Raw genomic sequence first — 24,755 nt, 5'->3', positions numbered from 1 at the left:
CCAGCGAGAGCGTCCCGGCGGCGTCGACCGGGCGCCGGACGCCGGGGCGGGGCAGGCGCAGCGTNNGCGAGCAGCCCCGCCACGCCCAGCGGCAGGTACAGGTGGAAGATCCAGCGCCACCCCAGCGCGTCGGTGACCGCCCCGCCCAGCAGCGGGCCGCCCACCGCGGCCAGGGCGAACACCGCCCCGAACAGCCCCAGGTAGCGGCCGCGCTCGCGCGGGCTGACCAGCTCGCCCAGGGCCGCCTGGACGCCGACCATCACCCCGCCCCCGCCGGCGCCCTGCACGATGCGGGCGGCGATCAGCGCCTCCATCGAGTCGGCCTGCCCGGCAGCCAGGGCGCCCGCGGTGAACAGCGCGATCGCCGCCTGGAGGGGGCGAGTGCGGCCGAACCGGTCGCCGAGCCTGCCGGCGAGCGGCATCACCGCCGTGGCCGCCACCAGGTAGGCGGTGAGCACGGCGGGCATCAGGGCGAAGCCCCCCAGGTCGCCCGCGACGGCAGGCAGTGCCGGCGCGATGGCGGTCTGGTCGACCGCGCCGAGCAGCATCCCCAGCGTCAGGCCGGGCAGGGCCCGGCGCACGTGCGGGGGCGCGGGGGTGCGGGTCCGGACCATCGGGCGGCCTCCTCGCCACGGGCGGGCGAACGTTTAATGAACGATGCGTTCTCAAAGTAACCTCCCCCGACAGGGAACGCAACGTTCTCAAAACGTGGCCGCCTGCGGTCGCGGCGTCGGCGCGGCGGGGGGAGGTGCGGCAAAAGCTCTGCTGTGCCGGGGATGTCGGCGCGGTTAAGGCGGGTGTGACCGCATATAGTTGCGATTCGCACCCGCGAGGACACAGAGCGTGGTGAGCCGGGAGGGGTGCTGGGACCGGTCCGGAGGGGAAGGCCGTTCTTGACGGAGAAGGGGACCGACCGGGGAACCGAGATGGCGAGACCGGGAACCAGGCGCCGACGCATGCTCGTCCCGGCGCTCCTGTGCTGCCTGGCGGTCGCCGTCACGCTGGCGATCGCCGTGGCCTGGAGGGCCGACGTCTACGACCGCAACATCGGGCGCATCCCCGACGCCGTGCCCGACGAGGGCGGGCGTCCGGTCGACGACCCGGGGGAGAACTGGCTTCTCATCGGGTCGGACATGCGCGGGGAGTCCACGGCCGACAAGTGGCGCGAGGGAGAGGCCGACGCCGATGTGATCATGCTGCTGCACGTGCCCGAAGGGGAGGCCCGCGCCTACGTGGTCGCGATCTCCCGGGACGCCTGGGTGGACATCCCCGGGCACGGCGAGGGCAAGATCGCCGACGCCTACTCCGAGGGCGGCCCCAAACTGCTCACGCAGACCGTCGAGGACCTGGGCGGCGTTCGCGTGGACCACTTCGCGGCGGTGGACTTCGCCGGATTCGAGGCGATGACCGACGCCCTGGGAGGTGTGGTGATCGACCTGCCCTACGAGGTGTACGACCCCACCAACGGCTGGTACTGGGAGGCCGGGGAGAACCACATGGACGGCGAGGAGGCGCTGCGCTTCGTCCGCGAGCGCAAGGGCCTCTCCGGCAGCGACCTGGACCGCATCGAGCGCCAGCAGGTGTTCCTGCGGGCCATGGCCGAGAAGGCGGTCAGCGAGGAGGTGCGCGGGGACCCGAGCCGCCTGGACGCCTTCCTGGTCGCCGCCAGCGAGTCGGTCGCGGTGGACGAGGACACCACCATGGGCATGATGCGCGGCCTGATGATGCGCCTGGTGGGCATCGGCCCCGAGGGCACCGTCTTCATGATGCTGCCCGCGTCCTCCACCGGCTGGGAGGGCGAGCAGAACGTGGTCTACCTGGACGAGGAGATCGTCTCGGGCGTCTTCCAGCGGGTCCGGGAGGGGGAGCTCATGCCCTACATCACCGAGAAGGGTCTGGAGAACGAGGCGGAGTCCATCGACTAGGGCGTGTTGCGTGGATCAGGGCCGTCGCGAGCGGCGTCCAGGTGCGGCCATCGCAAGGCCGAGGAGGGAATCGGCCCGGGTGCGCCGTCGACCGACGAGAACGCAGCGAGGCTCGTGCCCGGGCGTCGCGCAGCAGGTCATGATCCACCGGGCACGCCCTAGCCGCCAGGGGCCAGGCGGCGGCCCGCGGCCGCTGGTGCGGACCGCCGCCGGTGTGGTCCACCGGTCAGGGGTGCGACTCCTCCGTCACACCGAACCGCGTTCGGGAAGAGGACGGGGGCGGCGTCGGTTGCCCTGCCCGGGAGAACGCGACACAACTGAGGAGAAGCATGTCCGCCACCGAGCACGGCACAGCCACCACCCGCGAATGGCAGCTCGTCGCCCGTCCGCAGGGCTGGCCCAAGACCGACGACTTCCGGTTCGTCGAGCGCGACCTGCCCCCGCTGGGTCCTGGAGAGGTGCGGGTGCGCAACGCCTACCTGTCCGTCGACCCGTACATGCGCGGGCGCATGGACGACGCGCCCTCCTACGTGCCGCCGTTCGGGCTCTTCGAGCCGCTTGAGGGCGGCGCGGTCGGGCGCGTGGAGGCCTCGCGGTCCGACGGCCTCGCCGAGGGCGACCTGGTCCTGCACATGCAGGGCTGGCGCGACGTCGCGCAGGGCCCGGCCGCCGGGTTCCGCCGCCTGGACGCCGCCGCCGGGGTGCCCGACTCGGCCTACCTGCACGTGCTCGGCATGACCGGGCTGACCGCCTACGTGGGTCTGCTCGACATCGCGGGGATGGAGCCGGGCGACACCGTGTTCATCTCCGGGGCGGCCGGCGCCGTGGGCAGCGTCGCCGGGCAGATCGCGCGCCTGAAGGGCGCGGGCCGGGTCGTGGGGTCGGCGGGCAGCGACGCCAAGGTGTCGCTGCTGACGTCGAGGTACGGCTACGACGCCGCGTTCAACTACAAGAGCGGGGACGTGCGCACCCTGCTGCAGGACGCCGCTCCGGACGGGATCGACGTCTACTTCGACAACGTGGGTGGCGACCACCTGGAGGCGGCGCTGGCAGCGTTCAACCGCGGCGGCCGCGCCGCGGTGTGCGGGATGATCTCGGGCTACAACTCTGAGGAGCCCGCGGTGGCCCCGAACAACCTGTTCGAGCTCATCAAGAAGGGCCTCACGCTCAAGGGCTTCACGGTCGGGTTCCACATGGACCGGATGAAGGACTTCGTCACCGAGGCGGGGCAGTGGCTGCGCGAGGGCAGCCTGGTCTACGACGAGACGGTGGTCGACGGCGTGGACAACACGCTTCAGGCGTTCCTCGACATGATGCAGGGAGCCAACACCGGCAAGATGCTGGTCCGGGTCTAGATTTCGTGTTCGGGGAGTCGGCCCTGAAACGGCGATCGCGCAATGAGGTGACCGTGTCCGCTGGAATTGTGGAGGATCGACGGCCCGTCGGCGCGAACCCGCGTTGACCAGCACGGCTGATTCATTCTCGGTGTGGTCAAACGTTCTTGCTGGCCGGTGGAGTCCGATCAGGTCGAGCGGGCGCTTGAAGCACTCGTGGGACACCCAGCGCAACGCGTTGGGGACCGCGGTGCGGCCGAGTGCGCGCAGGAGGAGCGCGGCCAGGTTCGTCGGCGCGTGCCCGGTGCGCACCTTGCAGGCGTCCTCGCCGAAGGTGGCGTCTCTGATGTGGTGCAGTGCCTCGATCCCCCAGTGCCCGCGGACCAAGGAGGCGATCTCGGCGGCCTCGGCACGCTCGGCCGTAAGGCTGGTCACTACATAAGCGCAGGTCCATGAGCTCTTCTGCGTGCGCAGATCGGTGATGTGGCGGCGGATGCGCACCGCCTGGACCGCGTGCGGGAAGCAGAGCCCGCCTACGGTGAGTGCCTTGGCGGTCCGCGTTTCGCTCCGGCCGTGGGCGCGGTGCCGCGCACGGCTGATTCAAAGTCCCGGCTGGGGAGGGTGTTTGCAGGTCACAAGCTGATGACGGGAGACGGGAACCTCCGACATACGACAACAGAGCCCCGGTAGGGGAACAGGGACCCCCACACCTCTGATTCAGAGAGGACTCCGTTGCGCCCCCAGTCTGCCATGCACGCCCCGCTGATCGCCGACCTTCCCGCCCGGCTGGCCGCCATCGACGTAGTCCGCGGGGAATCGCTCGGCGATCAGGCGGGCGGTGGTGTGCCGGGTGTGCAGCGCGTCGGCCGTCACGACGGCCCCGGCGGTGTCCAGCGGGCCCAGCAAGTCCTTGACCGCGGCGATATTGCTGGTCTTGGCGGCCTGGGGCCGCTGGGCGACGATGCGGCCGCCGGGATCCATAGCCACGACCAGGTGCACGGCGGCCGTGTCGGGGCCTGCGTGCGGTACCGCGCAGGGTCTTGCCGTCCAGGTGCAGGACGTGCACGGTCTCGGGGCGGGCCAGGACGTGCTGCGGGGCGGCCTGGGCTCGCTGGCACCCTCAGGATGAAAATGGCTCAGTCTATGATCGCGCGTACACGGCCTGCCAGTGGTGGGTGAAGGGCCGTGCCCACGAATCGTCCAGACACCGCCACCGCCTGCCGGGGCGGTAAGCAGAGACGAACTTGGGAGCCTGTTCCTTGATCTGTCGGCTATCGTGAATGTCGATGACGTCGGTGAGCAGGCCGGATCGCAGTGCCATGTCCACGGCCTCCTCTCCCCAGGGGTGACCGTCGAGGCTCTTGTCCTTGAATTTTCCTACCGTGTTCTGTACATATAAACCGGCGCATCGCTCGTCGATGAGGGATAGGTAGGACTGAACCACGTCCCGGTCCATCTCGGCCATTGAGTCGATGTTTATGCAGATATCGAACTGTCCAGCTCCTTTGATTCTCTCGTCGATGTCGTCGACCTCTACGAAGGTGACGCGCTCCAGGTGGTGGGGCTCCAGGACGGTCGAAAGGTATCCTTTGGAGAGCCTCATCGTCTCGGGGAGGTCGATGACCCAGTATTCCGAGATGTCGAACAGGGAGAACATGGTGTGGCACGTTCGGCCGTATCCCGCACCGATTTCCATAACCCGCGCCCGGTCAAGTTCGAGCTGCTTGGAGATGAACGACACCTCGAGGATGGCGCGCAGATAATCGAGATCGACTTCCTCGTCATTGAAAGTGACAGAGAAGGGATCTCCGTGCTCACGCCCCTTAATGGCCCTTATCTTGTCCCAGTCGTCCTGTTCGAGGTCGGCGGCAAGATTGTATGTCAGGGCCTTGAGGTAGCGGACGCCGTTCGCCTGTGCGTCGTTTAGTGAAATTCTATAGTTTATGGAACTGGACTTGAATCCGGCCAAGTCTGTCAATGTCCTCCCTGGCATGTGTTCGGCTGCTATTTTTTGCCACTGGTCGTTGGCGCCGTAATTCCTGTTCATCTCCCTCTCCTTGGGTATCGGGTTCTCGGAAATCTGTCCCGCTCGGTCTCCTCGGCCTTCCGTAAGTGGGTCGGGTGCTGCCGCGCCCCCCGAACGGTCTGCAAGGTGCTGCCCGGGGGCGCGGCGGCGGTGCGGGCCTCGCCGTCGACTCCGGTGCTCGCCCGGGTCAGGCGTGTCGTGCGGTCAGCACGCGAAACGGGAGGCCCGGGACCACTGCCGGAATCTCGAGTTCCAGGCCCGCCGCGGACAGCATCCGCTTGTACGCGGACATGGGGTGGACCTCGCCCTGGGACGTCCAGACCAGCATCAGGACCGAGAACAGGTGCGGGGCCGGGTCTTGCCGGGGTGGCCTGCCGTCGTCGAGGGTGAACCCGACGATCCCGATACGGCCGCCCGGCTTGAGCACTCCGGCGGCCCTGCGGAGCAGTTCTGTGGCCCGCTCTTCGGAGAAGTGGTGCAGGACGTTAGTGATGGTGATCAGGTCGTAGGGGCCCCCGAGGGGAGCCTCGAACATGTCGCCCTCGATGTACTCCGTCCGGTCGTCCAGCCCGAACGCCTCGGCGTGTTCGGCCGTGACAGTGAGAACGTTTGGCCAGTCGAGTGCCCAGAGGCGGGCCCGGGGATGCCGTTCGGCGAAAGTGAAGCCGTAGATGCCGTGCCCGCACGCAACGTCCAGGACGTCGAGGTCGTCGCGCTCCTTCGCCCACGGTTCCAAGGTGTCTGTCACGACCTGTGCCGTCGGTTCCGCGATGGCCGCCGCGTAGGAGGCGAAATCCTCCCAATACCGGTATTCCGGCGACTCGGCGTCGGTGTCCAGCACGGAGCCGCCGTTCCTGACGGCCTCGGGAAGCCTCCTCAACGCCTCCCATTCCTCATCGCTGGAGATCACGTGGACCATGTCGCCGAAGTACCCGGGGCTCTCGCGGACGAGGAGTTCGTCGGCACCGGGGGAGAGGCCGAGTCGGCCGTCTTCGCTCTCCAGCAAACCCAGTGCGGCCAAGGCATCGAGGGTGATCCGCGTTGCCCGGGCGTCCAGACCGAGTCGCTCCGCGACTTCTTCGGGGCGGAGTGGCCGCTCGGCGAGCACGTCGAACACGCCGAGCTCGATCCCCGTCCTTAGCAGGCTGGTCGTCTTGTAGGCCGTCATCATCGCGTGCAGGTCCTGGCGGGTGAGAGAGGTTTCTCCAGGCGCTTTCACAATGGTGTCCTCTTTCGTTTCTGGAGTCCTGCGGCGTTTTTCGGTCGGTCAGGACAACGTTCCCCGTCTGGGGGTCAGACCACTTCGAGTCGGGGGTGCGGGAAGACGAGCCGACCCCCTCTGTTCGAGAAGTCGCGCTCGCGTTCGATGAACCCTTCGCGGTAGATCCACGGCAGTACGAGGAGCTGGTCGGGCCGGCGGGACTTGGCCTCTTCCTCGGAGACGATGGGGATATTGGTGCCCGGAGTGACACGGCCGGCCTTCTCCGCACTGACCTCCCCGATACACGGCAGTTCGTCCTCGCTCAGGCCGCAGTACTGCAAGATGACGTTGCCCTTGGTGGATGCCCCGTAGCCGAAGGTGGTCAGCCCCGAACGACGGGAGTCCTCCAGGAACCGAAGGAGTTCGTCGCGGAATTCCGGTACACGCTTGGCGAACGCCTCATAGGGGGCCATGGTCTCCAGTCCCATGCGCTTCTCTGAGGCACGGATGCGGTCGATGTCAGCGCTGTCCACCTTGTGTCGCTCGGGGTGCTTCGCGAGGATCGCGCAGAGGCTTCCGCCGTAGACGCTGTTGATCTCAGCGGCGATGACGGTGAGGCCGACCCGCTCGGCCATCCACTCGATCTGCTGGAGGGCGTAGAACTCCAAGTGCTCATGGCAGACGATGTCGTATCCGGTGGCGTCCAGCATGGAGGGCATGTAGCTCTGCTCCATCATCCAAACGCCGTCGTCGTCCAGGATGTCGCGTACGTCCTGCATGAACTCCAAGGGGCGCGGCAGGTCGTAGAACATCGAAATGGAGGTGACGGCCTTGGCCTTGCGGTCGCCGTAGCGGTCAGTGAAGGCGGCCTTAGTGAAGAAGTCCGGGATGAGTTCGGATCCCGCAGGGTAGTGCTCGCGAAACTTCGCCCCGCTGGGGTCGATCCCCACGCGGTCCACACCTTCGGAGGGGTAGGCCGCGAGCAGCGTCCCATCGTTGCTGCCGATGTCCACGACAAGGTCGCCTGGGTTCAGCGCGACCCGCTCCCGTAGGGCGGCGACCTTGCTCCCGAGATGGCCGACCATGAACGGCCGAATCCCCGAACGGTAACCGTAGTGGTCCCCGTACATGCTGCCGAAGTCCGCGGTGTGTCGCAGCTGTACCAGGCCGCAACCGCTTGGCGAGCACTTGACCAGCTCCAAGGGCGCCTCGGGCACCGGTGTCTCGGCGGAGGCCGGGAACACGCTCGTCATGGCCTGGGAACCGAGGTCAAGAATGGAGATCAGGGTGCGGTTGCCACAGATCCGGCACTCGTCGATCGTCATGGAGCCTCCAGGTCGTCGTCGCCCGCGGCGAGCGGGGCAAGCACCGTGCCCACCGAGCATCGCCCCGCTCCCTAAACGCCGGATCGACGTCGGCTCGAAGGACGGGGGCTCGAGCGACTGTTCAGAACGGCTCGAGGGCGCGGCGTCACGATCGCTGACGTTCGACGGATGTTAGGTGTTGACAGGGGGACGGCGATGGAAAGCCCTAAGCCGGAGCAGGTCGCGGACCCGATGGCGCTGAAGGTGGCGCAGAAGGAGGTGGCCGCCTCCCGGCGCCAGGGGGGACGGGTCAGGGCTCTGCTGACCCCGGCCTCTGTCGGGGCGACGTCCGGATTCCTCGGCACGGTCGACCTCGCTCCGGGCGAATCGGTCTCCGAGCACTACCACCCGTACTCGGACAAGTTCTTCTATGTGCTCGAGGGCACGGTCGACTTCCGCCTGAACGGTAAGACCGTCCGCGTGGAGGCCTCCGAATCGCTGATGGTCCGACGCGGCACCAGGCATCAACTGGACCACGCGGGCGGCGGGCAAGCCCGTCTCGTCTTCACCATCGCCCCCCTGGCCCCGCGTCCCGAATTGGGCCATGTCGACACCGCGCCCCCGCCCCACCCGGAGGCCGAGGTTCCCCGAGTCGGATGACCGGGGGCAGCGGCCACGCCGATGACACGAGAGAGGCCGGAACAACATGCCAGCGCAGACCGACAATCGCATCGTGATCGACGCTCCGCTCGATCTGGTGTGGGAGATGACCAACGACGTCGAGTCCTGGCCAGGACTGTTCACCGAGTACGCCGACGCGAAGGTGCTGGAACGCAGGGGCGACACGATGGTCATCCGGCTGACCCTGCACCCCGATCCCGATGGCACGGCGTGGAGCTGGGTGTCCGAGCGCACCCCCGACCGCGACAGCCTGACCGTACGGGCGCACCGGGTGGAGACCGGGCCGTTCGAGTTCATGAACTTGGTGTGGACCTACCGCGAGGTCGAGGGAGGCGTGGAGATGCGCTGGCGCCAGGAGTTCACCATGAAGCCCACTGCGCCCTTCGACGACGCCGCGATGACAGAGCGGCTCAACCGTGTGGGCCGTGAGCAGATGGCGGTGATCAAAAGCCGGATCGAGGAACGCGCCGCGTCCGTCGCGGACCGGGGGTGAGGAGCATGGGCCTGTCGGGGGAAACGCTTGAGAAGGAGTGGACGTGGTGTCGGCGCTGCACGGCGCTCATCTACACCAAGCGGTTCCACCGGTCCGCGTGCGTGTGCCCGGACTGTGGGTGGCACGGGCCGCTCAGCGCCCGGCAGCGGGTCCACCAGCTGTTCGACGAGGACGGATGGACGGTCCTCGAGGGGGTGCACACCACGTACGACCCCCTGGGTTTCGTTGACTCGCACCCCTATCCGCATCGACTGGCCGCCGCACGGGACCGAACCGGAATGGACGAGGCGGTGATGTGCGTCCGCGGCACCATCGAGGGCCGGGGAGCCGTGGCCGCTGTCATGGACTTCCGCTTCATGGGCGGCAGCCTGGGCAGCGCAGTCGGGGAGGCCATCGTCCGGGCCGCCGATACGGCGCTGGAGGACCGCGTTCCGCTGGTACTGGTTTCGGCCTCCGGTGGAGCCAGGATGCAGGAGGGCGTCGTGGCCCTGATGCAGATGGCCAAGACCGTCGAGGCCCTGACCCGGCTCGACGAGGCCGGCATCCTGACGGTCTCGCTGGTCAGCGACCCTACATACGGCGGTGTGGCCGCCTCCTTCGCCACCGCGTGCGATGTGATCCTCAGCGAGCCGGGCGCCCGACTGGGGTTCGCCGGCCCCCGGGTGATCGCCCAGACCATCAGGGAGGATCTACCCGAGGGCTTCCAGACCGCGGAGACGCTCTTCGAGAACGGCCTGATCGACGAAGTGGTCCCGCGTACCCTCCTGCGATCCATACTCGGACGGCTGCTCGCCGTGCAGCAGACGCCGACGGAGGATCCGCCCGAGACGCCCGACCCGCTGCTGCGCGACCCCGCGCTCCTGCCCGAGCGCGATCCGTGGCAGGCCGTTCAGCAGGCGCGTGACCTGCGTCGGCCCACCGCTCTGGAGTACATCTCCCTCATCCTGGAGGACTTTGTCGAACTGCACGGCGACAGGGTCCGGGCTGACTGCCCCGCGCTGGTCGGCGGAGTGGGACTGCTGTGCGGTCGGCCGGTCGTGGTGATCGGGACGGAGAAGGGCCACACCCCGCAGGCCATGGCGGGACGCAACTTCGGTATGGCATCGCCGCCCGGGTACCGCAAGGCGGGGCGGCTGATGCGGCTCGCCGACAAACTCGGGCTTCCGGTGGTCACCCTGATCGACACCCCCGGTGCACATCCGGGGGTGCAGGCCGAGCAGCAGGGACAGGCGCTGCGCATCGCGGAGAGCCTCCGGCAGATGGCCGAGCTACGGGTGCCCTCGGTCGCGGTGGTCATCGGGGAGGGCGGCAGCGGGGGCGCGTTGGCGCTCGGCTTCGCCGACCGCACCGTGATGTGCGCCAATGCGACCTACTCGGTGATCAGCCCCGAGGGGTGCGCGGCGATCCTGTGGAACGACCGGGACGAGGCTCCGACCGCCGCGGCCAAACTCGGCTTGGACTCACGGAGCCTGATGCGGCTCGGCGTCGTCGACGGCGTTCTGTCCGAGCCCGGAGAGGGCGCGCACGAGGACCCGGCCGCCATGGCCGGAGCGCTGCGCGGCGCCCTGATCCACACGCTCCGTGACCTCCTGGCGCTGCCCGAGGAGGAACTGCGGAGTCGACGGCATGACCGTATCCGTGCCTTCGGGGCGCCGGACGCGCGCCTTGCAGAGGAAGTGATCGGATGACTGAAGAGCGGACCGCTGCGGACACGTCGATCAGCGCGGTGTGCGACGGGATCGGTCGGCTGCTGGAGGTTTCACCGGCTTCGGTGCGCCGCGTCCGGCTGAACGCCAACGGGGTGGAGGCCGAGTTGGACTGGTCGGCCGACGCCGCGCCCGCGCCCGCGGCCGCCGGTGCGGCGGTGGCGACCGGGCCCGCGTCCGACGGCGGACCGGCACGTACGCCCGGAGGCGCCGGGCCAGCGGCCGAGGCGGAACCGGACCGACACCTCCTCCTCGCTCCGCTGGTCGGCACCTACTACCACGCGCCCGAGCCGGGAGCGGCGCCGTTCGTGGCGGAGGGCGACACGGTGCAGGCCGGGCAGCAGGTCGGGGTGATGGAAGTGATGAAGATGATGGTCCCGATCGAGGCCGACCAGGCGGGGACGGTCATCGGGCACCTCGTTCCCGACGGGGAGCCGGCGGAGTTCGGGCGGCCCCTGCTCGCTCTCGCCCCGCACGACGACCGCTGAACCACCGCCCGACGGTCCGTCCGAGGAGGGCAAGCACATGTTCGACACGGTACTGATCGCCAACCGCGGCGAGATCGCGCTCCGGGTGCAGCGCACCTGCCGAGCAATGGGCCTGCGCACTGCCGCGGTGTACACCACCGACGAGCGGGATGCGGCCGTCGTTCACGGAGCTGACAGGGCCGTGTGCATCGGCCCGCCGGGGACCCGCAGCTATCTGGACATCCCTGCGCTGATCGAGGCGGCAAAGGCAGCGGAGGCGGACGCGATCCACCCGGGGTACGGCCTTCTGTCGGAGGTCCCGGATTTCGCCGAGGTCTGCGCCGCGAACGGCATCACCTTCATCGGCCCCTCACCGGCGGTCATGGACAAGCTCGGCGACAAGGCGGCGACCCGCACCCTCTTCGGTGACCTGGGGGCGCCCCTGCTCCCGGGCAGCCCTCGGGCGCTCGAAAGCGCGTTCGAGGCCAAGGCGGTCGCGGACGCCATCGGGTATCCGGTGATGATCAAGGCTGCGGCCGGCGGCGGGGGACGCGGTATACAGATCGTCCGGACAGCGGACGATCTCGTCCAGGCCTTCCAGGAGACCCACAGCCGGGCGCGGACGCTGTTCAACGATGGCCGGGTCTACGTCGAACGGTACGTGGAGGGCGCACGGCACATCGAAGTGCAGGTGCTGTGCGACCGGCATGGAAACGGTGTTTCTCTGGGCGAGAGGGACTGCTCGGTGCAGCGCAGGCACCAGAAGCTCATCGAGGAGACGCCCGCCCCCGGCCTGGACCGCGCGACCGCCGAGGCCATGGGCGCCTCCGCCGTGGAACTGGCCCTGGCCGTCGGCTACGAGGGAGTGGGCACTTTCGAGTTCATCGTGGACTCCGCCAACGAGTTCCACTTCATCGAAGTCAACTGCCGTCTCCAAGTCGAGCATCCGGTCACCGAGATGACCACCGGCATCGACCTCGTGCGCGAGCAGGTGCTCGCGGCGGCCGGTGAGCCACTGTCGCTCAGCGGTGACCAGGCATCCGGCTCAGGGGTGTCCATCGAATGCCGAGTGAACGCCGAAGACCCCGAGCGCGGGTTCGTGCCGACCCCGGGCGAGCTGCGTGTCTTCCAACCACCGGGCGGGCCGTTCGTGCGGGTGGACTCGCACTGCTACACGGGCTACACGGTCCCCCCGTCCTACGACTCCCTGCTCGCCAAGACCGTCGTTTGGGGACCCGACCGCGAACAGGCCCTGCAGCGGCTGGACACCGCGCTGGCGGAATTCGCGGTAGAGGGACCCGGGGTGCGCACTACCGTTCCCCTGCTGCGGCGGGTGATCGCCGATCCACGCTTTCGGGCCGGCCGTCACACCACGTCGCTCATCGGTGACGTCATTGATGGCTTGGACCTATGAGCGGGCCCCGTTCTCTCCCCTCCCCTCCGCGGTCCCCAGGACCGACCGGAGGTCGCCCCCTAAGGAGGACGCCCGATGACATTGCCGGGGCCCTGCGGTGGCGAGACATGAGCGCCCCGGTCCGCCACCGCTGCGGGGACACCGCCGGGCGCAAGGCCGCCGATCCCTCTCGGCCGTATCCGGACGCTCCCCGCGTCCTCCCGGCCCTGTGGGCGGCCGTGAATGAACACCCGTGAAGAAAGGTGAGGACACCATGTCCACCAGGACGCTGATGGTGAGCAGGATGCGGGCCGAGAGTGCGGAGGAGGTCGCCCGGCTGTTCGCCGAGCACGACTCGACCGGGGTGGCCGCGCGCCTCGGGGTCACCAGCAGGACGCTGCTGCACTACGAGGGCTTGACCATGCATCTGATCCAGTCGGAGGCTGAGGTCCTCGACCGGTTCGGCGAACTGCGTGCCGACCCCTCGTTCCAGAAGCTCAACCAGGCGCTGTCCGCGCACATGCGGCCGCTTGTGGACGACTGGCACGGGGTCCGGGACTCCCGGGCTCACGAGTTCTACCACCGCAGCTGGGTCTGATGGAGACCGCGCTCACGGTCGTGGCCGCGTTCGCGAGCGCGGCCGCGGCGGGGGCCCTGCTGGTAGGGGTGTTCGTCATTCTGCCATTGCTGCTCTCGCTGTCAGTGAAGGACTATCCCGGCACCAACACCTTCGTGCTCGCCCGGATGGACAAGCTGATGCCGGCCGCCATCGCCGTGGCCGTGGCCGCCGGACTGGCACTGGCGGTGCTGCTCGACGACCCCGTGCAGCGAACGGCGTACGCGACGGGCGCGGTCGCGCTCGCCGCTGTGGCAGGGGTGTCGATCGCTGCTCTCGGACCGCTCAACAAAGCCGTTCGAGCCATCGATCCGGCTGCCCCGCGCCCGGACTGGCGCGGACTGCGCGTGCGCTGGCGCACCTGGCACCTGGTACGGGTCGGCCTGGGCCAGGCCGGCGCCCTGCTTTATGTCGTTGGACTGGTCATAGCCCTGTGAACATCCCACCGGGGCGCATGACCGGGCCCGTCTCGCAACCACCCAGGGAGAATAGATGGAAGCCCGTGAACTCGCCGTCAAAGGGGCCTACGCCTTTACTCCGCACGTCCACCCCGATGAACGGGGACTCTTCGTCTCGCCGTTCCAGGGACCGGCGTTCGCCGAGGCGGTCTCCCGTCCGGTGTTCCCCCTGGCCCAGTCCAACCACAGCGTCTCCCGCCGCGGTGTGGTCCGCGGCGTGCACTTCACTCGTACCCCGCCCGGCACCGCCAAGTACGTCTACTGTGCGCACGGCGAGGCCATGGACTTCGTCATCGACGTGCGCGTCGGATCGCCCACTTTCGGTGCCTGGGACATGGTGGTCCTGAACCCGACCACGTTCAACGCCATGTACTTCCCGGTCGGTGTGGGCCACGCCTTCGTCGCCCTGCGGGACGAGACGGTCATGGCCTACGTCATCTCCGAGAGCTACGTGGCGGAGAACGAGCTGGCGATCTCCTTCTTCGATCCCGAGCTCGGGCTGCCGCCGCTGCCGGACGGGATGGCCCCCGTGATGTCGTCACGCGACCGTGAGGCGGTCACCCTGGCCCAGGCCAAGAGGCTGGGAATGCTGCCCGACTACGAGAAGTGCAGCGCGATCGAGGCCGCCACCTACCAGGGCCTGGAACGGAGATGAGCCCATAGGCGCCCCTTCGGTGCCTTCTCGTGCGGTCCCGCAACGGGACCCTCCGCCTCCGGATCGGGCATGACGGGACGGGCCCCGGTCCCCCGTGTGGTCCGGGGCGCCGGGCACCGGAGAGGCGCCGTGCAACCGCTGAATGATGGACCCCTGCGGTCCGCTCAGTCGACGGTCTCGAGATCGATGGCACCGGCGGTGATGAGAGCCAGCAGACTGCGGGCCTGCACGTTCAGGTAGTGGCCGTGCGCAGCGAGGTCGGTCAGCTGCCCGGGCGTGGCCCAGGCGAACCCCTGGGGCGGCTCGTCCGGGACCGTCGCGGGATCACACTGGACGAACATGTAGCGGTTCCGCGCGTTCAGGAACCGCCCGCCCTCCTCCGAGTGCACCGCCTGGTAGACGATGCGCTCAGGGTCGGCCCCGAGCACCGTGTCCAGCAGGTGCGGCCGGTCCGCCGCGGACAGGTGGCCCCAGTTCACGGGTGCCGCCTGGACGGTGGGGCCCACCTCCACAGAGCCGGCGAACCCGGCCTCGGCACGGGCATGCGCGAGCAGATGCACCCGGCCGCCGATGCGGCGGACCAGGAACGCGACCACGCCGGTGCCGGAGGGCTCCAGCAGCGGCTGGCTCCATCCCGTGACCTCACGGCTGCCCGCCTCCACCTTGACACCGACAATGCGGAAGTAGCGCCCGTCCGGGCGGACCAGCTGGTCGGGGCGCCTGCACCAGCCCGTGGTCATCGTCAGCGGCAGGCGTCGGACGACGACATTCCTGCGTGTCCGCTCGGCGGTGTACCAGGACCGAAGGCCGGTATCGGTGAGCAGCGACTCCGCCGCGGACGTCCCTCTGGGGAGACAGGCGAGGACGGTCCGCGAACACATGTTCACAGTCTCGTCGGTGCGGAGCAGCTCGCCGAGCTGCCCCAGGGTGAACCAGCGGAAGTCCCCGGCGACCTCTACATGGTCAGTAGTCTCCACCACCATGTTCCGGTTGGCCTTGCGGTAGAACCACGAACCTTGCTCGGATTGCAGCGCGTCGGCGAGCACCCTGCCGCGCCGCGGCTCGATGAAGTGCTCCAGGTACCGGACCGCCGAACCCCGGTGCACTTGGTCGAAGTTGCTGCGCGTGGCCTGCACCGTGGGGGAGATCTGGAGCAGGCGCGGATTGCCGGGCTCCATTTTGGCCTGCATCAGGAAATGCAGGACCCCGTCGAACTCCTTGGCGAGGATCCCTAGGATGCCGATTTCGGGCTGGTGGAGGATGGGTTGGCGCCACCGCTCCACGGTGCCCTCGTCGGAGTGCACCTCAAGACCTCCGACAGAGAAGAACCTGCCTGTCCAGTGGACAAGGTTGCCGGTGTCCGGTGCGAACGACCAGTCGTCCAACTCGTGGAAGGGGACCCGGCGCACGCTCAAGGGGTGGGCCCGCTCGCGCTCGGACAGCCAGTCGGCGGTGGTCGCGGCGGTGCACAGTGAACGGCTCGGAGGCGTGGCCGCGGCCGAGCGGTCCAGCCGTTTCGCCAGGGACGCGCGATCGGCGCGGTGAAGAAGCGCGGAGTTCATTGATGCGTCCTTTCCGATGATTCGGCCTCGTGCGCCACCGTCCGGTCCAGTGCCTCCTCCAGCGTGACCTGGGCCCGCCAGCCCACGGCGTCGCTGAACGCCGACGGGTCGATGAGCAGGTCGCGGAAGTCGCCGGCATCGGCGTAGTCCGGCGCGGGCACCTGGACCACCGCCGCCTCCGGTCCCCCTGTGTAGGCGGCGACTCGGCGGGCTATGAGGCGGAACACCTCCCGCAGGGGTACGGCGTCACCCGAGCCCAGCACCCAGTGCCGACCGGCCAGCGTGTCCCCGTGTTCGATCGCCAAGGCGAAGGCTCTCGCGGCGTCCTCCACGTACAGCAGGTCTCGCAAGACGGTCCCGTTGTGCCAGAGCGTGAGTCGCTCGCCGGCGAGGGCACGGCGCACCATGCTGGACACGACCCCCTTGTCGACACCCGCGGAGTGTGCTGAGGAGCCGAAGACGGCGGGCAGACGCAGCGAGACACCGCGCACCGACCCGGCCCGATCCGCCTCCATCAGCAAGTGCTCGGCCGCAAGTTTCTGGCGGTCGTAGAGCCCCTCGGGACGGTCGGTCTCCGTGCCGGTAAGCGCTGCTCCGGTTACGGGGCCGGCCTGTGTGACCGCTCCGGCGAACACGAGGACCGGCGGTGGCCCTGAGGCCAGGGGACGGCGGCCTAGCGCGGTGACCGCGTCGTGCATCAGACCGAGGTTGACCCGCTCCGCGGTCCGGTCGGAACCGTCCACGCGCCAACTGGCCGACCCGCCGATGTGCGCGACGGTGTGGACGATGACGTCGGCGCCGTCGATGGCGCGGGCCACCGCTCCAGGTTCGGTCAGGTCGGCCACGGACAGCTCGATCTCGGCGCGTGCACCGGGGGGGACCTCGGCGGGGCGACGGGAGACCGCGCGTACGCGCAGGGGGCGGGCGGCGCACTCGGCGAGCACGGCCGATCCGATGAAACCCGTGGCCCCGAGTACGGCGACGAGAGGAGGCCTCAGTGCCATGCCTCCTCCTCGGCTTCGAGGCAGTCCCTGTACTCCGGCAGGAGCCCGCGGTCCCGCGCCTCGGCGAGACCGGGGGCGGCTGCGTCCCGTTCGGACAGCAGCACCTCGTCCGGGAACGGCAACCCCAGATCAGGGTCCCGAGGGGAGAGCGCCAGCTCGTTGGCGGCCCTGTACTCACGGGAGAGGACGTACACCATAACGGAGTCCTCCTCCTCGGCGTAGAAGGCGTGGCCGATGCCGGGAGGGATGTAGCGCCCGCGCGCCTGGTCCGGTCCGAGGAGCACCTCGGACCACCGGCCGAAGGTCGGGGAGCCCGTCCGCAGATCCACAAGGAAGTCGCGGACCCGTCCATGCACCGCGTAGAAGAACTTTGCGCCTCCAGGGGGCACCGCGGTGAAGTGCAGTCCGCGCAGGACACCGCGTGCCGACCGGTTGTGGCTGATCTGGGCGACGGGGAACAGGGGCCGCCCGAGTGCTGCGCGGAACGCCTCGCCCTGGAAGGGCGAACTGAACAGTCCCCGCCGGTCGGTATGGACGTCCACATCGAAGTCAAGGACACCGACGATCGATGTCTTCGAAGCACGCACGCGGCGTCTACCTCCGCTCTCTCTGGTCGCTCGCTCGACGGCCGCTGACCGTCGGGGAGCGCCGTGCACCGTCCTGGCGGACCCCGACGAAGAGTCCGGGGCCGGGGTAGGCTCCGCCGATGTAGGTCACCGGGCAGCCGGCCCGGGCGAACGCCGCTTCGTACTGGTCGCGGGTGAACAGCGCCATGTCGTGCTGGTAGGAGACGTGCTGGAGACCGTTGCCCCGGGTCCCGATCAGGCAGTGCACCTCCATCCGCGTCCGCCCGGCGTCGCGCACCGAATGCGAGAGCCGCGCCACCGTTGTGTCGCCGACTGTGACGGTGCTGGAGCCGATGTGGCCGTCGGTGAACTGCTCATCGAACCACCAGGGCTCGACGACCACGACCCCGCCGGGCGCGAGATGGCGCATGAGCGCGCTCAGCGTGGCGTCGAGCTCGGCCGAGTCGGCGACGTTGCCGACGACGTTGAACAGTGACACCACCGCGTCGAATCGGCGGCCGAGGTCGAAGTCGCGCATGTCCGCGTGGTGGACGCGGATGTCCGGCAGCTCGCGCCGACACACCTGGAGCATGCCCTCGGCCCGGTCCATGCCCTCGACCGTGTCGAAGTGCTCGGTGAGGCGTCTTAGGTGCCCTCCGGTTCCGCATCCGACGTCCAGGACGGCCGAGGCGTCCGGCCTCCGCTCGGTGATCAGGTCGGAGACGATGTCCGCCTCCGCCCGGTAGTCTTTGCCGCCGTCGCGGTAGAGCAGGTCGTACAGGTCCCCGTGGTCGTATATGCGCTCTCGGCTCTGCATGCCGCCCGTCACAGCTCCCTCAGGGTCGCGCGCACGGCCTCGATGACGCGGTCCTGCCGGTCGGTGGACAGCGAGGCGTACATCGGCAGCGAGAAGATCTCGTCGGCCAGCCGCTCGGTGACCGGTAGCGACCCCTTGGCGTAGCCCAGGTGGGAGAAGCCGGTCATGGTGTGCACGGGCCAGGGGTAGCTGATGTTGAGATCGACGCCCTTCTTCTCCAGCGCCTTGAGCAGGGCGTCGCGCTGGGGGTGACGGGCAACGTAGACGTAGTAGACGTGGTCGTTGCCGGGGGCGGTCGTCGGCAGGACCAGGCCTCCGTCCCCGGTGAGGTCCCCGAGGGCCTCTTCGTAGCGGCGGGCTACCGCCCGGCGCCGTTCCAGGTACGCGTCCAGCCGGGTGAGCTTGCGCCGCAAGATCTCCGCCTGGACCTCATCCAGCCGGGAGTTGTGTCCAGGGGAGCGAACGACGTAGTAGACCCGGTCCATCCCGTAGTAGCGCAGCTGCGCCATGTTCTGGTCGACGTCAGGGGCGTCGGTGATCACGGCGCCGCCGTCCCCGTATGCACCCAGCACCTTGGTCGGGTAGAAGGAGAACGCCGCGGCGGCGCCGAATGTCCCGACCGGCCGTCCGTAGTGGCGGGCGCCGTGGGCCTGGGCGCAGTCCTCCAGCACGGTCAGTCCGCGCTCCGCGGCGAGTCGGAGCAGTGGCTCCATCTCGACGGCCTGCCCGTAGAGGTGTACCGGCAGGATCGCCTTGGTGCGAGGAGTGAGCACGGCCTCGACCTGTGCGGTGTCCATCAGGAAGTCCTCGTCGCGGACGTCGACGAAGACCGGAGTGGCGCCGGTTCCCGCGATGGCGACGACGGTGGGTGCCGCGGTGTTGGACACGGTGACGACCTCGTCGCCCGGCCCCACGCCGAGCGCCTCCAAGCCGAGCTTGAGGGCGTTGGTCCCGTTGTCCACGCCCTTGCAGTGGGCGACGCCGTGGTAGTCGGCGAATTCCTGTTCGAAGGACCTCAGACTGTCCCCCAGCACGAGCCGACCGGACGCGAAGACGGTGCCGACCGCGTCGAGGATGTCCTCCTTCTCTTGCTCGTACTCAGGCAGGTAGTCCCATACACCGATACTCAAGTCAAGCCTCCCGAGAGTCGTTGTGGGCGGGGAACGGGCGTCCCGGCCTCATCCGAGCGCGATCTCCTCCAGCGGAGCCACGAGATCGGCGGGGGCGGGACGCTCCCGGATCTGGTCGGAGAGCTTCCTTGCCGCAGCCCGGTACGCCGGGTCCGACAGGACGCCGGACAGCGTCGTGCGGAGCTTCTCGGCCGGGTCGACGTGGACATCGACCTCGACCCCCGCACCGGCGGCGGCGAGCCGCTCGGCGTTCTGGAAGGGCGGATCGCCCATGGCGGCTGGCGGGCTGATGATCTGGGGGACGCCGAACGCCAGCGCGCTGCTGACGGTGCCCGAACCGCCGTGATTGATGATGGCGTCGCAGGTGGGCAGGATGAATTCCAGGGGAAGGTTCTCGACCACCCGCATTCCGGGCGGTGCCTCGCCCAGCGTGGCGGCGCTGCCCTTGGGAACTGTGGCGATGATCTCCAGGTCCTCGTCCGCCAGCGCGTCGCCGAACCACTGAACGGGGTCGACGCTGCCCATCATCCAGAAGTAGGCACCGCCGACGGTGAGCGCGATGCGGGGCCGGCCGGGTTCCTTGCGCACCATCCATTCCTGGAGGTCTCCGTTGCCGTTGTAAGGCAGGAACCGCATCGGCAGATAGGTGCGCGAGCTCGGCAGGTCGTACTGGAGCACCGAGGGGCACGGGTCGACGGTGGCCGCTCCGCCGGGATCGACCCGGTCCACACCGTACCGACCGTAGAGCTCGCGCAGAGCCTCCGCCTCCAGCTCCGGCCAGTCGGCGACACCGGCCGCGTAGTCCGGTCCCGACGACTGGTGCCGGACGCTCGGGATCCCCAGCACCTCCGCCGCGAGGTGGGCACCGTAGCACTGCCAGTCGAAGACGACGAGGTCCGGCGTCCAGTGCCGGCAGTACTCGAGGATGTCCGGCACCATGTCTTCGGCCGCGGCGCGGAACAGGGAGAACGCCACGCGATTGTGGTGCTGCTGATCGCCGGGGGCCGGGCGCGACGCCCGCTGCCCGTCTGATGCGGCGCCGCCATTGCCCTCGGCCCAGGAGGACTGGGAACGTTTGGCCTCACTGCGCAGTGCGGGATCGATGCGCATCTCAGAGCCGGCGACGACGGAGGCCAGACCCGACTCGCGCACGTGGGGGGCGAGGGCCGGCGAATGGGCGACGCGCACCTCGTGCCCTGCGTTGCGCAGCGCCCAGGCCAGCGGCACGAGGGGATAGAAGTGCGACGGCTGCAGGACCGCGCCGAACAGGATTCTCATGGCTGTCTGCCGCCCTTCTCAGTCGTCGGCCCGGAACAGGGGCCGGTAGACCGGTTCGAAGTCCTCGAAGAGCTTCCAGCGCTCCTCGGAACGCATCGCGTTGACGAGGACGTTGTCCTTGCTCCAGAAGTCGCCGTTGAGGGTGCGGGCGACCCAGCGCGGATGCATCCCCGCGGCGAACAGGTCCTGCATGTAGTTGGTGATGACGTAATCGTTGTCGTAGAAGGCCCGGATCAGGCGGTGGTAGGTCTCGAAGCCGGTCTTGTAGAAGTTGGCGAAGTACTCTTGCGCCTCCGCCTCCTCCTCCCGGCCGGAGATGATCTTCGAGGTTTGCTCTGCGGCGCGGATACCGCTGATGAGGGCGAGGAAGAGGCCCCCGGAGAAGATCGGGTCGGTGAAGCAGGCGGCGTCCCCGAGGAGGAAGAAGCCAGGACCGACGATCCGGTCGGCGTGATAGCTGTAGTCGGTCTCGCCGGTGAGCTCGCGGACGACTTCGGTTCCGGTGATCCGCTCGCGCACCCGCGGGATGCGGTTCACGTGCTCGTTGAAGAGGTCCTCGGGGGTGGGGGCGCTGCGCAGCGTTCGCTGGGGCGTGACGGCACCGACACTGATGACGTCCTTGCGGATCGGAATGGCCCAGACCCAGCCGTCTTTGTGGTTGCACAGCTGGATGTCGCCCTCAGTGCCCGGGTTGAACTTCTCGTCGAGGCCGCCGAAGTGCTTGAAGACGGCCGCCATTCTCAGTTCGTCCTTGCTCTTGCGCAGACCGAAGCGGCGCGCGAGCACTCCGGCCCTTCCGCTGGCGTCGGCGACGAAGGAGGCGGGGGCCTCATAGGTCGAACCGCCGACCTTGTACCGAACACCGGCCACTCGGTCACCGTTCATCAGTGGTGCGGAGACCTGCGCGTTCTCGACCACCTCGGCGCCGGCCTCGGCTGCGGCGTCGAGGAGGATCTTGTCGAAGTCGGCACGCTCCACGTGGAAGGTGGAATCCCGGAAGTCGTCGCCCATGTCGGCGAAGGCGATGCGCCGGTGGCTCCCGTCGTCGCCGGTCAGTTCGACTCCGGTCTTGACGGGGAATCCCTGGGCCGCCACCCGGTGCAGCAGGCCCATGTGCTCGAGCGTGTCGGCGACGCCGGTGAGCAGGGACTCGCCGATGTGGAAACGGGGGAACCGGGTCCGTTCCAGGAGCAGGACACTGTGGCCGCGGCGGCGCAGCGTGTGCGCGTAGGCGCTGCCCGCGGGGCCGCCGCCGATGACGATGGCATCGTAGGAGCTCTTGCGGTGTGGAGGCACGGTCATAGGGGTCCCCGCCTTTCGAGTGGTCGGACCGGCCGGGCCATTGTGCTGACCGGGTCTCGACTCCCGCTCGAGATCCGGTGAGCGGGAGGCCGGGGTCCGGCGTCATGACTCCGCGGCGGTGTTGAGCCCTTCGGGGATCGGGCCGCCGTTGCGCGCCTCGGCGCGTCGCGCCCGGCGCATGGCCAGCGCCATCGACGCCAGGTAGAACGGGCGCGGCGGGACCCAGCCGAGCTGCTGGGCCATGCCGAGGTCGTCGCGGTTGGCCCAGTGCTCGACCATGAGGCCGTCGGCCATCCTCCACCAGTGCGTCTGCGTGACGGCGCACCGCTTGCCGGTCGGAGGAAAGGCGGCGGCGACGCGTCCTTCCGCGTCGTAGTCGTGGAACACGCCGGTCTGACGGGCCCGCATGGTGGCATGCCCGACGACGAGTTCGCCCTCGACCACGACGTCATGCACGTCCCAGTCCAGGTCGGCGAACGCGCTGCGCAGCATGAGAGCGGTGGCGAGGAAGGCCTCGGGGCCCTCTGCCCGACAGGCCAGTGGTTCCGACCGTGCCTCGCGGTTCGTGGCGTGCGGGTGCACATGGTCGGTGAACGCGTCGAGTCCGCCGGCACGCATGGCGTCGAACTGGATCCGGCAGATTTCGCGTGGGTCGATGCTGGTCATCGCTGACCCTCTTTTCTCAGGGATGAGAGTGGAAGCGTGTCGAGTCGAGAGCCGCTCCGGCTCTGGCGGCACCTCTGCTGCGCCTCCACCAGCTTTCGAGTCCGCGTTGGGAGGCTGCCCGGGTCAGGGGGCCGATGGTCGACGTTCCATTCCCCCGCGGCCCCGCGTCCAGAACGTCTGGAGGCTTCGATGACCCTGGTGACCGGCGGAGCCGGTTTCATCGGTTCGCATTTCGTCCGTGCTCTTCTCAGTGGGGAGTATCCGGAGCTCGATGCCACGCGTGTGAGCGTCCTGGACTGCCTCGGATACGCGGGCAACCGCGTCAACCTCGCCTCCGTCGCGGATGATCCGCGGCTGGACTTCGTCGAGGGCGACATCCGGGACCCTGTTGCCGTGGACACGGCCATGCGCGGGCACCGCCTGGTGGTGCACTTCGCCGCCGAGACGCATGTGGACCGTTCCATTCCCGATTCCGGACCTTTCGTCCAAGCCAACGTCGTGGGGACGCAGAGTCTGCTGAGTGCCGCCCTGCGACACGGTGTGGAGCGGTTTGTGCAGGTATCCACGGATGAGGTATACGGCTCCACCTCGACCGGGTCCTTCGTGGAAGAGGACCCGCTCAGGCCGTCCTCGCCGTATGCGGCCTCCAAGGCCGCCGGCGACCTGATGGCCCAGTGCTACCACCGCACGCACGGCATGGACGTGGTCGTCACCCGCGGCTCCAACACCTACGGGCCGTTCCAGTACCCGGAGAAGATCATCCCGAGGTTCGTCACCCGGCTGCTGAACGGTGGCACCGTGCCCCTGTACGGAGACGGCGCCAACGTCCGCGACTGGCTGTACGTGGACGACCACTGCCGGGGGGTGGCCCTGGCGGCGGCACGCGGCCGCAGCGGAGGCGTCTACCACGTGGGCGGCGGCGTCGAACTGACCAACGCCGAGCTGACCAGCCGCCTGTTGGAGCTGTACGGCCTGGGATGGGACCGGGTCGAGTATGTGGACGACCGCAAGGGCCACGACCGGCGCTACTCCCTCGACACGACCGCGACCGCCTCTGAACTGGGGTATGCCCCCCGGCAGGGGATCGACGAGGGCCTGGAGGCCACGGCCCGCTGGTACGCGGACAACCGCGACTGGTGGGAGGCCATCGGCGGGGCCTGAGGGCGGCGCTGGGGCAGAGGAGACGCTCTGCCCCAGCGCCGTCGGAAACGACGGTCCCCGGGAGGACGGCCCCGGACGCCCACGGAGGGGCGGTCGCATGCGCCGCCGTCGTCTCCCTATCCGCGGGCGGGTTCAGGGCCCGGGCCGGAAGTCGTCCGCGTGCTCGGCCACCCATTGGGCGAAGGTCCGCCCCGGCCTGCCGGTGATCCGCTCGGCTGGATCGTCCACGACAGACGGTGCGTCCACGTGCTGGGCCAGGGTCGCGACCACCCAGTCGGCGATCTCGGCCGGTACACCATGGGACATCAGTAGTTCCTTGCCCTCCTCGGGGCTGATCTCCTGGAAGGGGATCTCCTTTCCGAGGACCTCGCCGATGACGGCGACCTGCTCCTGCTGAGTGAGGCTCTCGGGGCCGCTGATCGTGTATTCACGGCCGGTGTGCCCGTCCTCCAGCAGCACGGTGGCGACCACGTCGGCGACGTCGGCCTCGTGCACGGGGGCGATACGGGCCTTCGGGTAGACCCAGCGGACCGCCCCGAAATGCCGGATGGGGTAACTCCACCAGTCACGTGCGTTCATGGCGAACGGGCCCGGTTCTACGAAGGTCCAGTCGATCCCCGAGGCGCGTACCGCCTCCTTGACAGGGTTGCCCGCCGTGCCGTCGACGGGAGAGGTCAGTACGACCAGCCTGTCCAGTCCGCAGTCCGCCGCGGCCGAGACCACCGTATGCACGGTGGCGGCGTCGGAGAAGAGGTACATCCGGTCCACGCCGCTCAACGCATTGCGCAGTCGTTCAGGATCACGGAAATCCCCCTCGGCCCATTCCACGGACGCGGGCAGTCCGTCGGCGCGGTTCACATCACGCGTCAGCGCGACGATCTCGTGGTGGGTCTCGGCCAGCTGGGTCGCCAGGGCCCCGCCGACGGTACCGGTCGCGCCTGTCACGAGAATCCTCATCACGCACCTCACATTCCGCTCGGGTAAGCACACCCTCGCGGACGGTGCTGACC

At 69.0% G+C, this 24,755-nt stretch carries 24 protein-coding genes and 1 pseudogene; 11 read left to right on the top strand and 14 right to left on the bottom strand.

The genetic code is table 11. The features are described from left to right. Positions 1-128: 128 nt before the first annotated feature. Positions 129-548, bottom strand: a pseudogene (locus tag D450_RS35105) (MFS transporter); the annotation flags it as partial. A gap of 378 nt (positions 549-926) precedes the next feature. On the opposite strand from D450_RS35105, the gene D450_RS0102295 reads away from it, so the two are divergent. After that, positions 927-1,925 (top strand): LCP family protein, encoded by a 999-nt coding sequence (locus D450_RS0102295; RefSeq protein ID WP_039820062.1) that lies wholly within the window; start codon positions 927-929, stop codon positions 1,923-1,925. Between the two features lie 329 nt (positions 1,926-2,254). Then, positions 2,255-3,280: an NADP-dependent oxidoreductase gene (locus tag D450_RS0102290; RefSeq protein WP_017537067.1), complete on the top strand. Its 1,026-nt coding sequence runs from the start codon at positions 2,255-2,257 to the stop codon at positions 3,278-3,280. A gap of 696 nt (positions 3,281-3,976) precedes the next feature. Here the strand turns inward: D450_RS0102290 and D450_RS31685 are convergent. The 4 genes from D450_RS31685 to D450_RS0102265 form a co-directional block, all read right to left on the bottom strand. Continuing rightward, the gene (locus D450_RS31685) at positions 3,977-4,246 is read right to left on the bottom strand and encodes a hypothetical protein (protein WP_152520784.1); all 270 of its coding nucleotides are present in this window, start codon (positions 4,244-4,246) and stop codon (positions 3,977-3,979) included. 154 nt (positions 4,247-4,400) lie between these two features. Continuing rightward, positions 4,401-5,306, bottom strand: coding sequence for a putative sugar O-methyltransferase (locus tag D450_RS0102275; protein ID WP_017537064.1), 906 nt, complete (start codon positions 5,304-5,306; stop codon positions 4,401-4,403). A 166-nt stretch (positions 5,307-5,472) separates the two neighbouring features. Continuing rightward, the gene (locus D450_RS0102270) at positions 5,473-6,504 is read right to left on the bottom strand and encodes a methyltransferase (protein ID WP_039820049.1); all 1,032 of its coding nucleotides are present in this window, start codon (positions 6,502-6,504) and stop codon (positions 5,473-5,475) included. 74 nt (positions 6,505-6,578) lie between these two features. Beyond that, positions 6,579-7,811 carry a class I SAM-dependent methyltransferase gene (locus D450_RS0102265; protein WP_017537062.1) on the bottom strand — a complete coding sequence of 411 codons (1,233 nt, stop codon included), beginning with the start codon at positions 7,809-7,811 and terminating at the stop codon, positions 6,579-6,581. A 195-nt stretch (positions 7,812-8,006) separates the two neighbouring features. Here D450_RS0102265 and D450_RS0102260 point away from each other — a divergent pair, with 195 nt between their 5' ends. From D450_RS0102260 to D450_RS0102225, 8 genes are all read left to right on the top strand, one after another. Further along, the gene (locus D450_RS0102260) at positions 8,007-8,450 is read left to right on the top strand and encodes a cupin domain-containing protein (protein ID WP_039820061.1); all 444 of its coding nucleotides are present in this window, start codon (positions 8,007-8,009) and stop codon (positions 8,448-8,450) included. Between the two features lie 46 nt (positions 8,451-8,496). Then, the gene (locus D450_RS0102255; protein ID WP_017537060.1) at positions 8,497-8,964 is read left to right on the top strand and encodes an SRPBCC family protein; all 468 of its coding nucleotides are present in this window, start codon (positions 8,497-8,499) and stop codon (positions 8,962-8,964) included. Positions 8,965-8,969: 5 nt separating this feature from the next. After that, on the top strand, positions 8,970-10,652 hold the full coding sequence (locus tag D450_RS0102250; protein ID WP_039820060.1) for an acetyl-CoA carboxylase carboxyl transferase subunit: 1,683 nt from the start codon (positions 8,970-8,972) through the stop codon (positions 10,650-10,652). Beyond that, positions 10,649-11,158: an acetyl-CoA carboxylase biotin carboxyl carrier protein gene (locus D450_RS29235; protein ID WP_017537058.1), complete on the top strand. Its 510-nt coding sequence runs from the start codon at positions 10,649-10,651 to the stop codon at positions 11,156-11,158. Before D450_RS0102250 ends, D450_RS29235 begins: the two co-directional genes overlap by 4 nt. Before the next feature lie 37 nt (positions 11,159-11,195). Continuing rightward, positions 11,196-12,551 (top strand): acetyl-CoA carboxylase biotin carboxylase subunit, encoded by a 1,356-nt coding sequence (locus D450_RS0102240; protein WP_017537057.1) that lies wholly within the window; start codon positions 11,196-11,198, stop codon positions 12,549-12,551. 253 nt (positions 12,552-12,804) lie between these two features. After that, the gene (locus D450_RS0102235) at positions 12,805-13,128 is read left to right on the top strand and encodes a TcmI family type II polyketide cyclase (protein WP_026128335.1); all 324 of its coding nucleotides are present in this window, start codon (positions 12,805-12,807) and stop codon (positions 13,126-13,128) included. Then, positions 13,128-13,583 (top strand): anthrone oxygenase family protein, encoded by a 456-nt coding sequence (locus D450_RS31680; RefSeq protein WP_017537055.1) that lies wholly within the window; start codon positions 13,128-13,130, stop codon positions 13,581-13,583. The genes D450_RS0102235 and D450_RS31680 overlap by 1 nt, the downstream gene beginning before the upstream one ends. Before the next feature lie 55 nt (positions 13,584-13,638). Beyond that, positions 13,639-14,259 (top strand): dTDP-4-dehydrorhamnose 3,5-epimerase family protein, encoded by a 621-nt coding sequence (locus D450_RS0102225; protein ID WP_017537054.1) that lies wholly within the window; start codon positions 13,639-13,641, stop codon positions 14,257-14,259. A gap of 164 nt (positions 14,260-14,423) precedes the next feature. Here the strand turns inward: D450_RS0102225 and D450_RS0102220 are convergent, their stop codons facing one another. The 8 genes from D450_RS0102220 to D450_RS29215 form a co-directional block, all read right to left on the bottom strand. Then, entirely contained in the window at positions 14,424-15,821 is a 1,398-nt protein-coding gene (locus tag D450_RS0102220; RefSeq protein WP_017537053.1) for an NDP-hexose 2,3-dehydratase family protein, read from the bottom strand. Continuing rightward, positions 15,818-16,825, bottom strand: coding sequence for an NAD-dependent epimerase/dehydratase family protein (locus D450_RS0102215; RefSeq protein ID WP_017537052.1), 1,008 nt, complete (start codon positions 16,823-16,825; stop codon positions 15,818-15,820). Before D450_RS0102215 ends, D450_RS0102220 begins: the two co-directional genes overlap by 4 nt. Further along, complete coding sequence (locus D450_RS0102210; protein WP_017537051.1) at positions 16,816-17,412, bottom strand: dTDP-4-dehydrorhamnose 3,5-epimerase family protein; 597 nt, start codon at positions 17,410-17,412, stop codon at positions 16,816-16,818. The genes D450_RS0102215 and D450_RS0102210 overlap by 10 nt, the downstream gene beginning before the upstream one ends. Positions 17,413-17,419: 7 nt before the next feature. After that, on the bottom strand, positions 17,420-18,208 hold the full coding sequence (locus D450_RS29225; protein WP_051063542.1) for a class I SAM-dependent methyltransferase: 789 nt from the start codon (positions 18,206-18,208) through the stop codon (positions 17,420-17,422). 8 nt (positions 18,209-18,216) lie between these two features. Further along, complete coding sequence (locus tag D450_RS0102200) at positions 18,217-19,338, bottom strand: DegT/DnrJ/EryC1/StrS family aminotransferase (protein WP_017537049.1); 1,122 nt, start codon at positions 19,336-19,338, stop codon at positions 18,217-18,219. Positions 19,339-19,386: 48 nt separating this feature from the next. Next, positions 19,387-20,616: a nucleotide disphospho-sugar-binding domain-containing protein gene (locus D450_RS0102195; protein WP_017537048.1), complete on the bottom strand. Its 1,230-nt coding sequence runs from the start codon at positions 20,614-20,616 to the stop codon at positions 19,387-19,389. Positions 20,617-20,634: 18 nt separating this feature from the next. Further along, positions 20,635-21,918 (bottom strand): NAD(P)/FAD-dependent oxidoreductase, encoded by a 1,284-nt coding sequence (locus D450_RS29220; RefSeq protein WP_051063541.1) that lies wholly within the window; start codon positions 21,916-21,918, stop codon positions 20,635-20,637. Positions 21,919-22,020: 102 nt separating this feature from the next. Further along, positions 22,021-22,584, bottom strand: coding sequence for an ester cyclase (locus D450_RS29215; protein ID WP_017537047.1), 564 nt, complete (start codon positions 22,582-22,584; stop codon positions 22,021-22,023). A 189-nt stretch (positions 22,585-22,773) separates the two neighbouring features. Between D450_RS29215 and rfbB the strand changes: the two genes are divergently transcribed. Then, positions 22,774-23,745: a dTDP-glucose 4,6-dehydratase gene (gene rfbB / locus D450_RS0102180; RefSeq protein ID WP_039820047.1), complete on the top strand. Its 972-nt coding sequence runs from the start codon at positions 22,774-22,776 to the stop codon at positions 23,743-23,745. Between the two features lie 132 nt (positions 23,746-23,877). On the opposite strand, the gene D450_RS0102175 is transcribed toward rfbB, so the two are convergent. Then, entirely contained in the window at positions 23,878-24,690 is an 813-nt protein-coding gene (locus D450_RS0102175) for an NAD(P)H-binding protein (RefSeq protein WP_161631135.1), read from the bottom strand. Between the last annotated feature and the right edge of the window lie 65 nt (positions 24,691-24,755).

It is taken from the genome of Nocardiopsis halophila DSM 44494, assembly GCF_000341245.1.
GTDB classification, from domain to species: Bacteria; Actinomycetota; Actinomycetes; order Streptosporangiales; family Streptosporangiaceae; genus Nocardiopsis_A; species Nocardiopsis_A halophila.
This window is presented reverse-complemented; position numbering and strand designations above follow the sequence as displayed.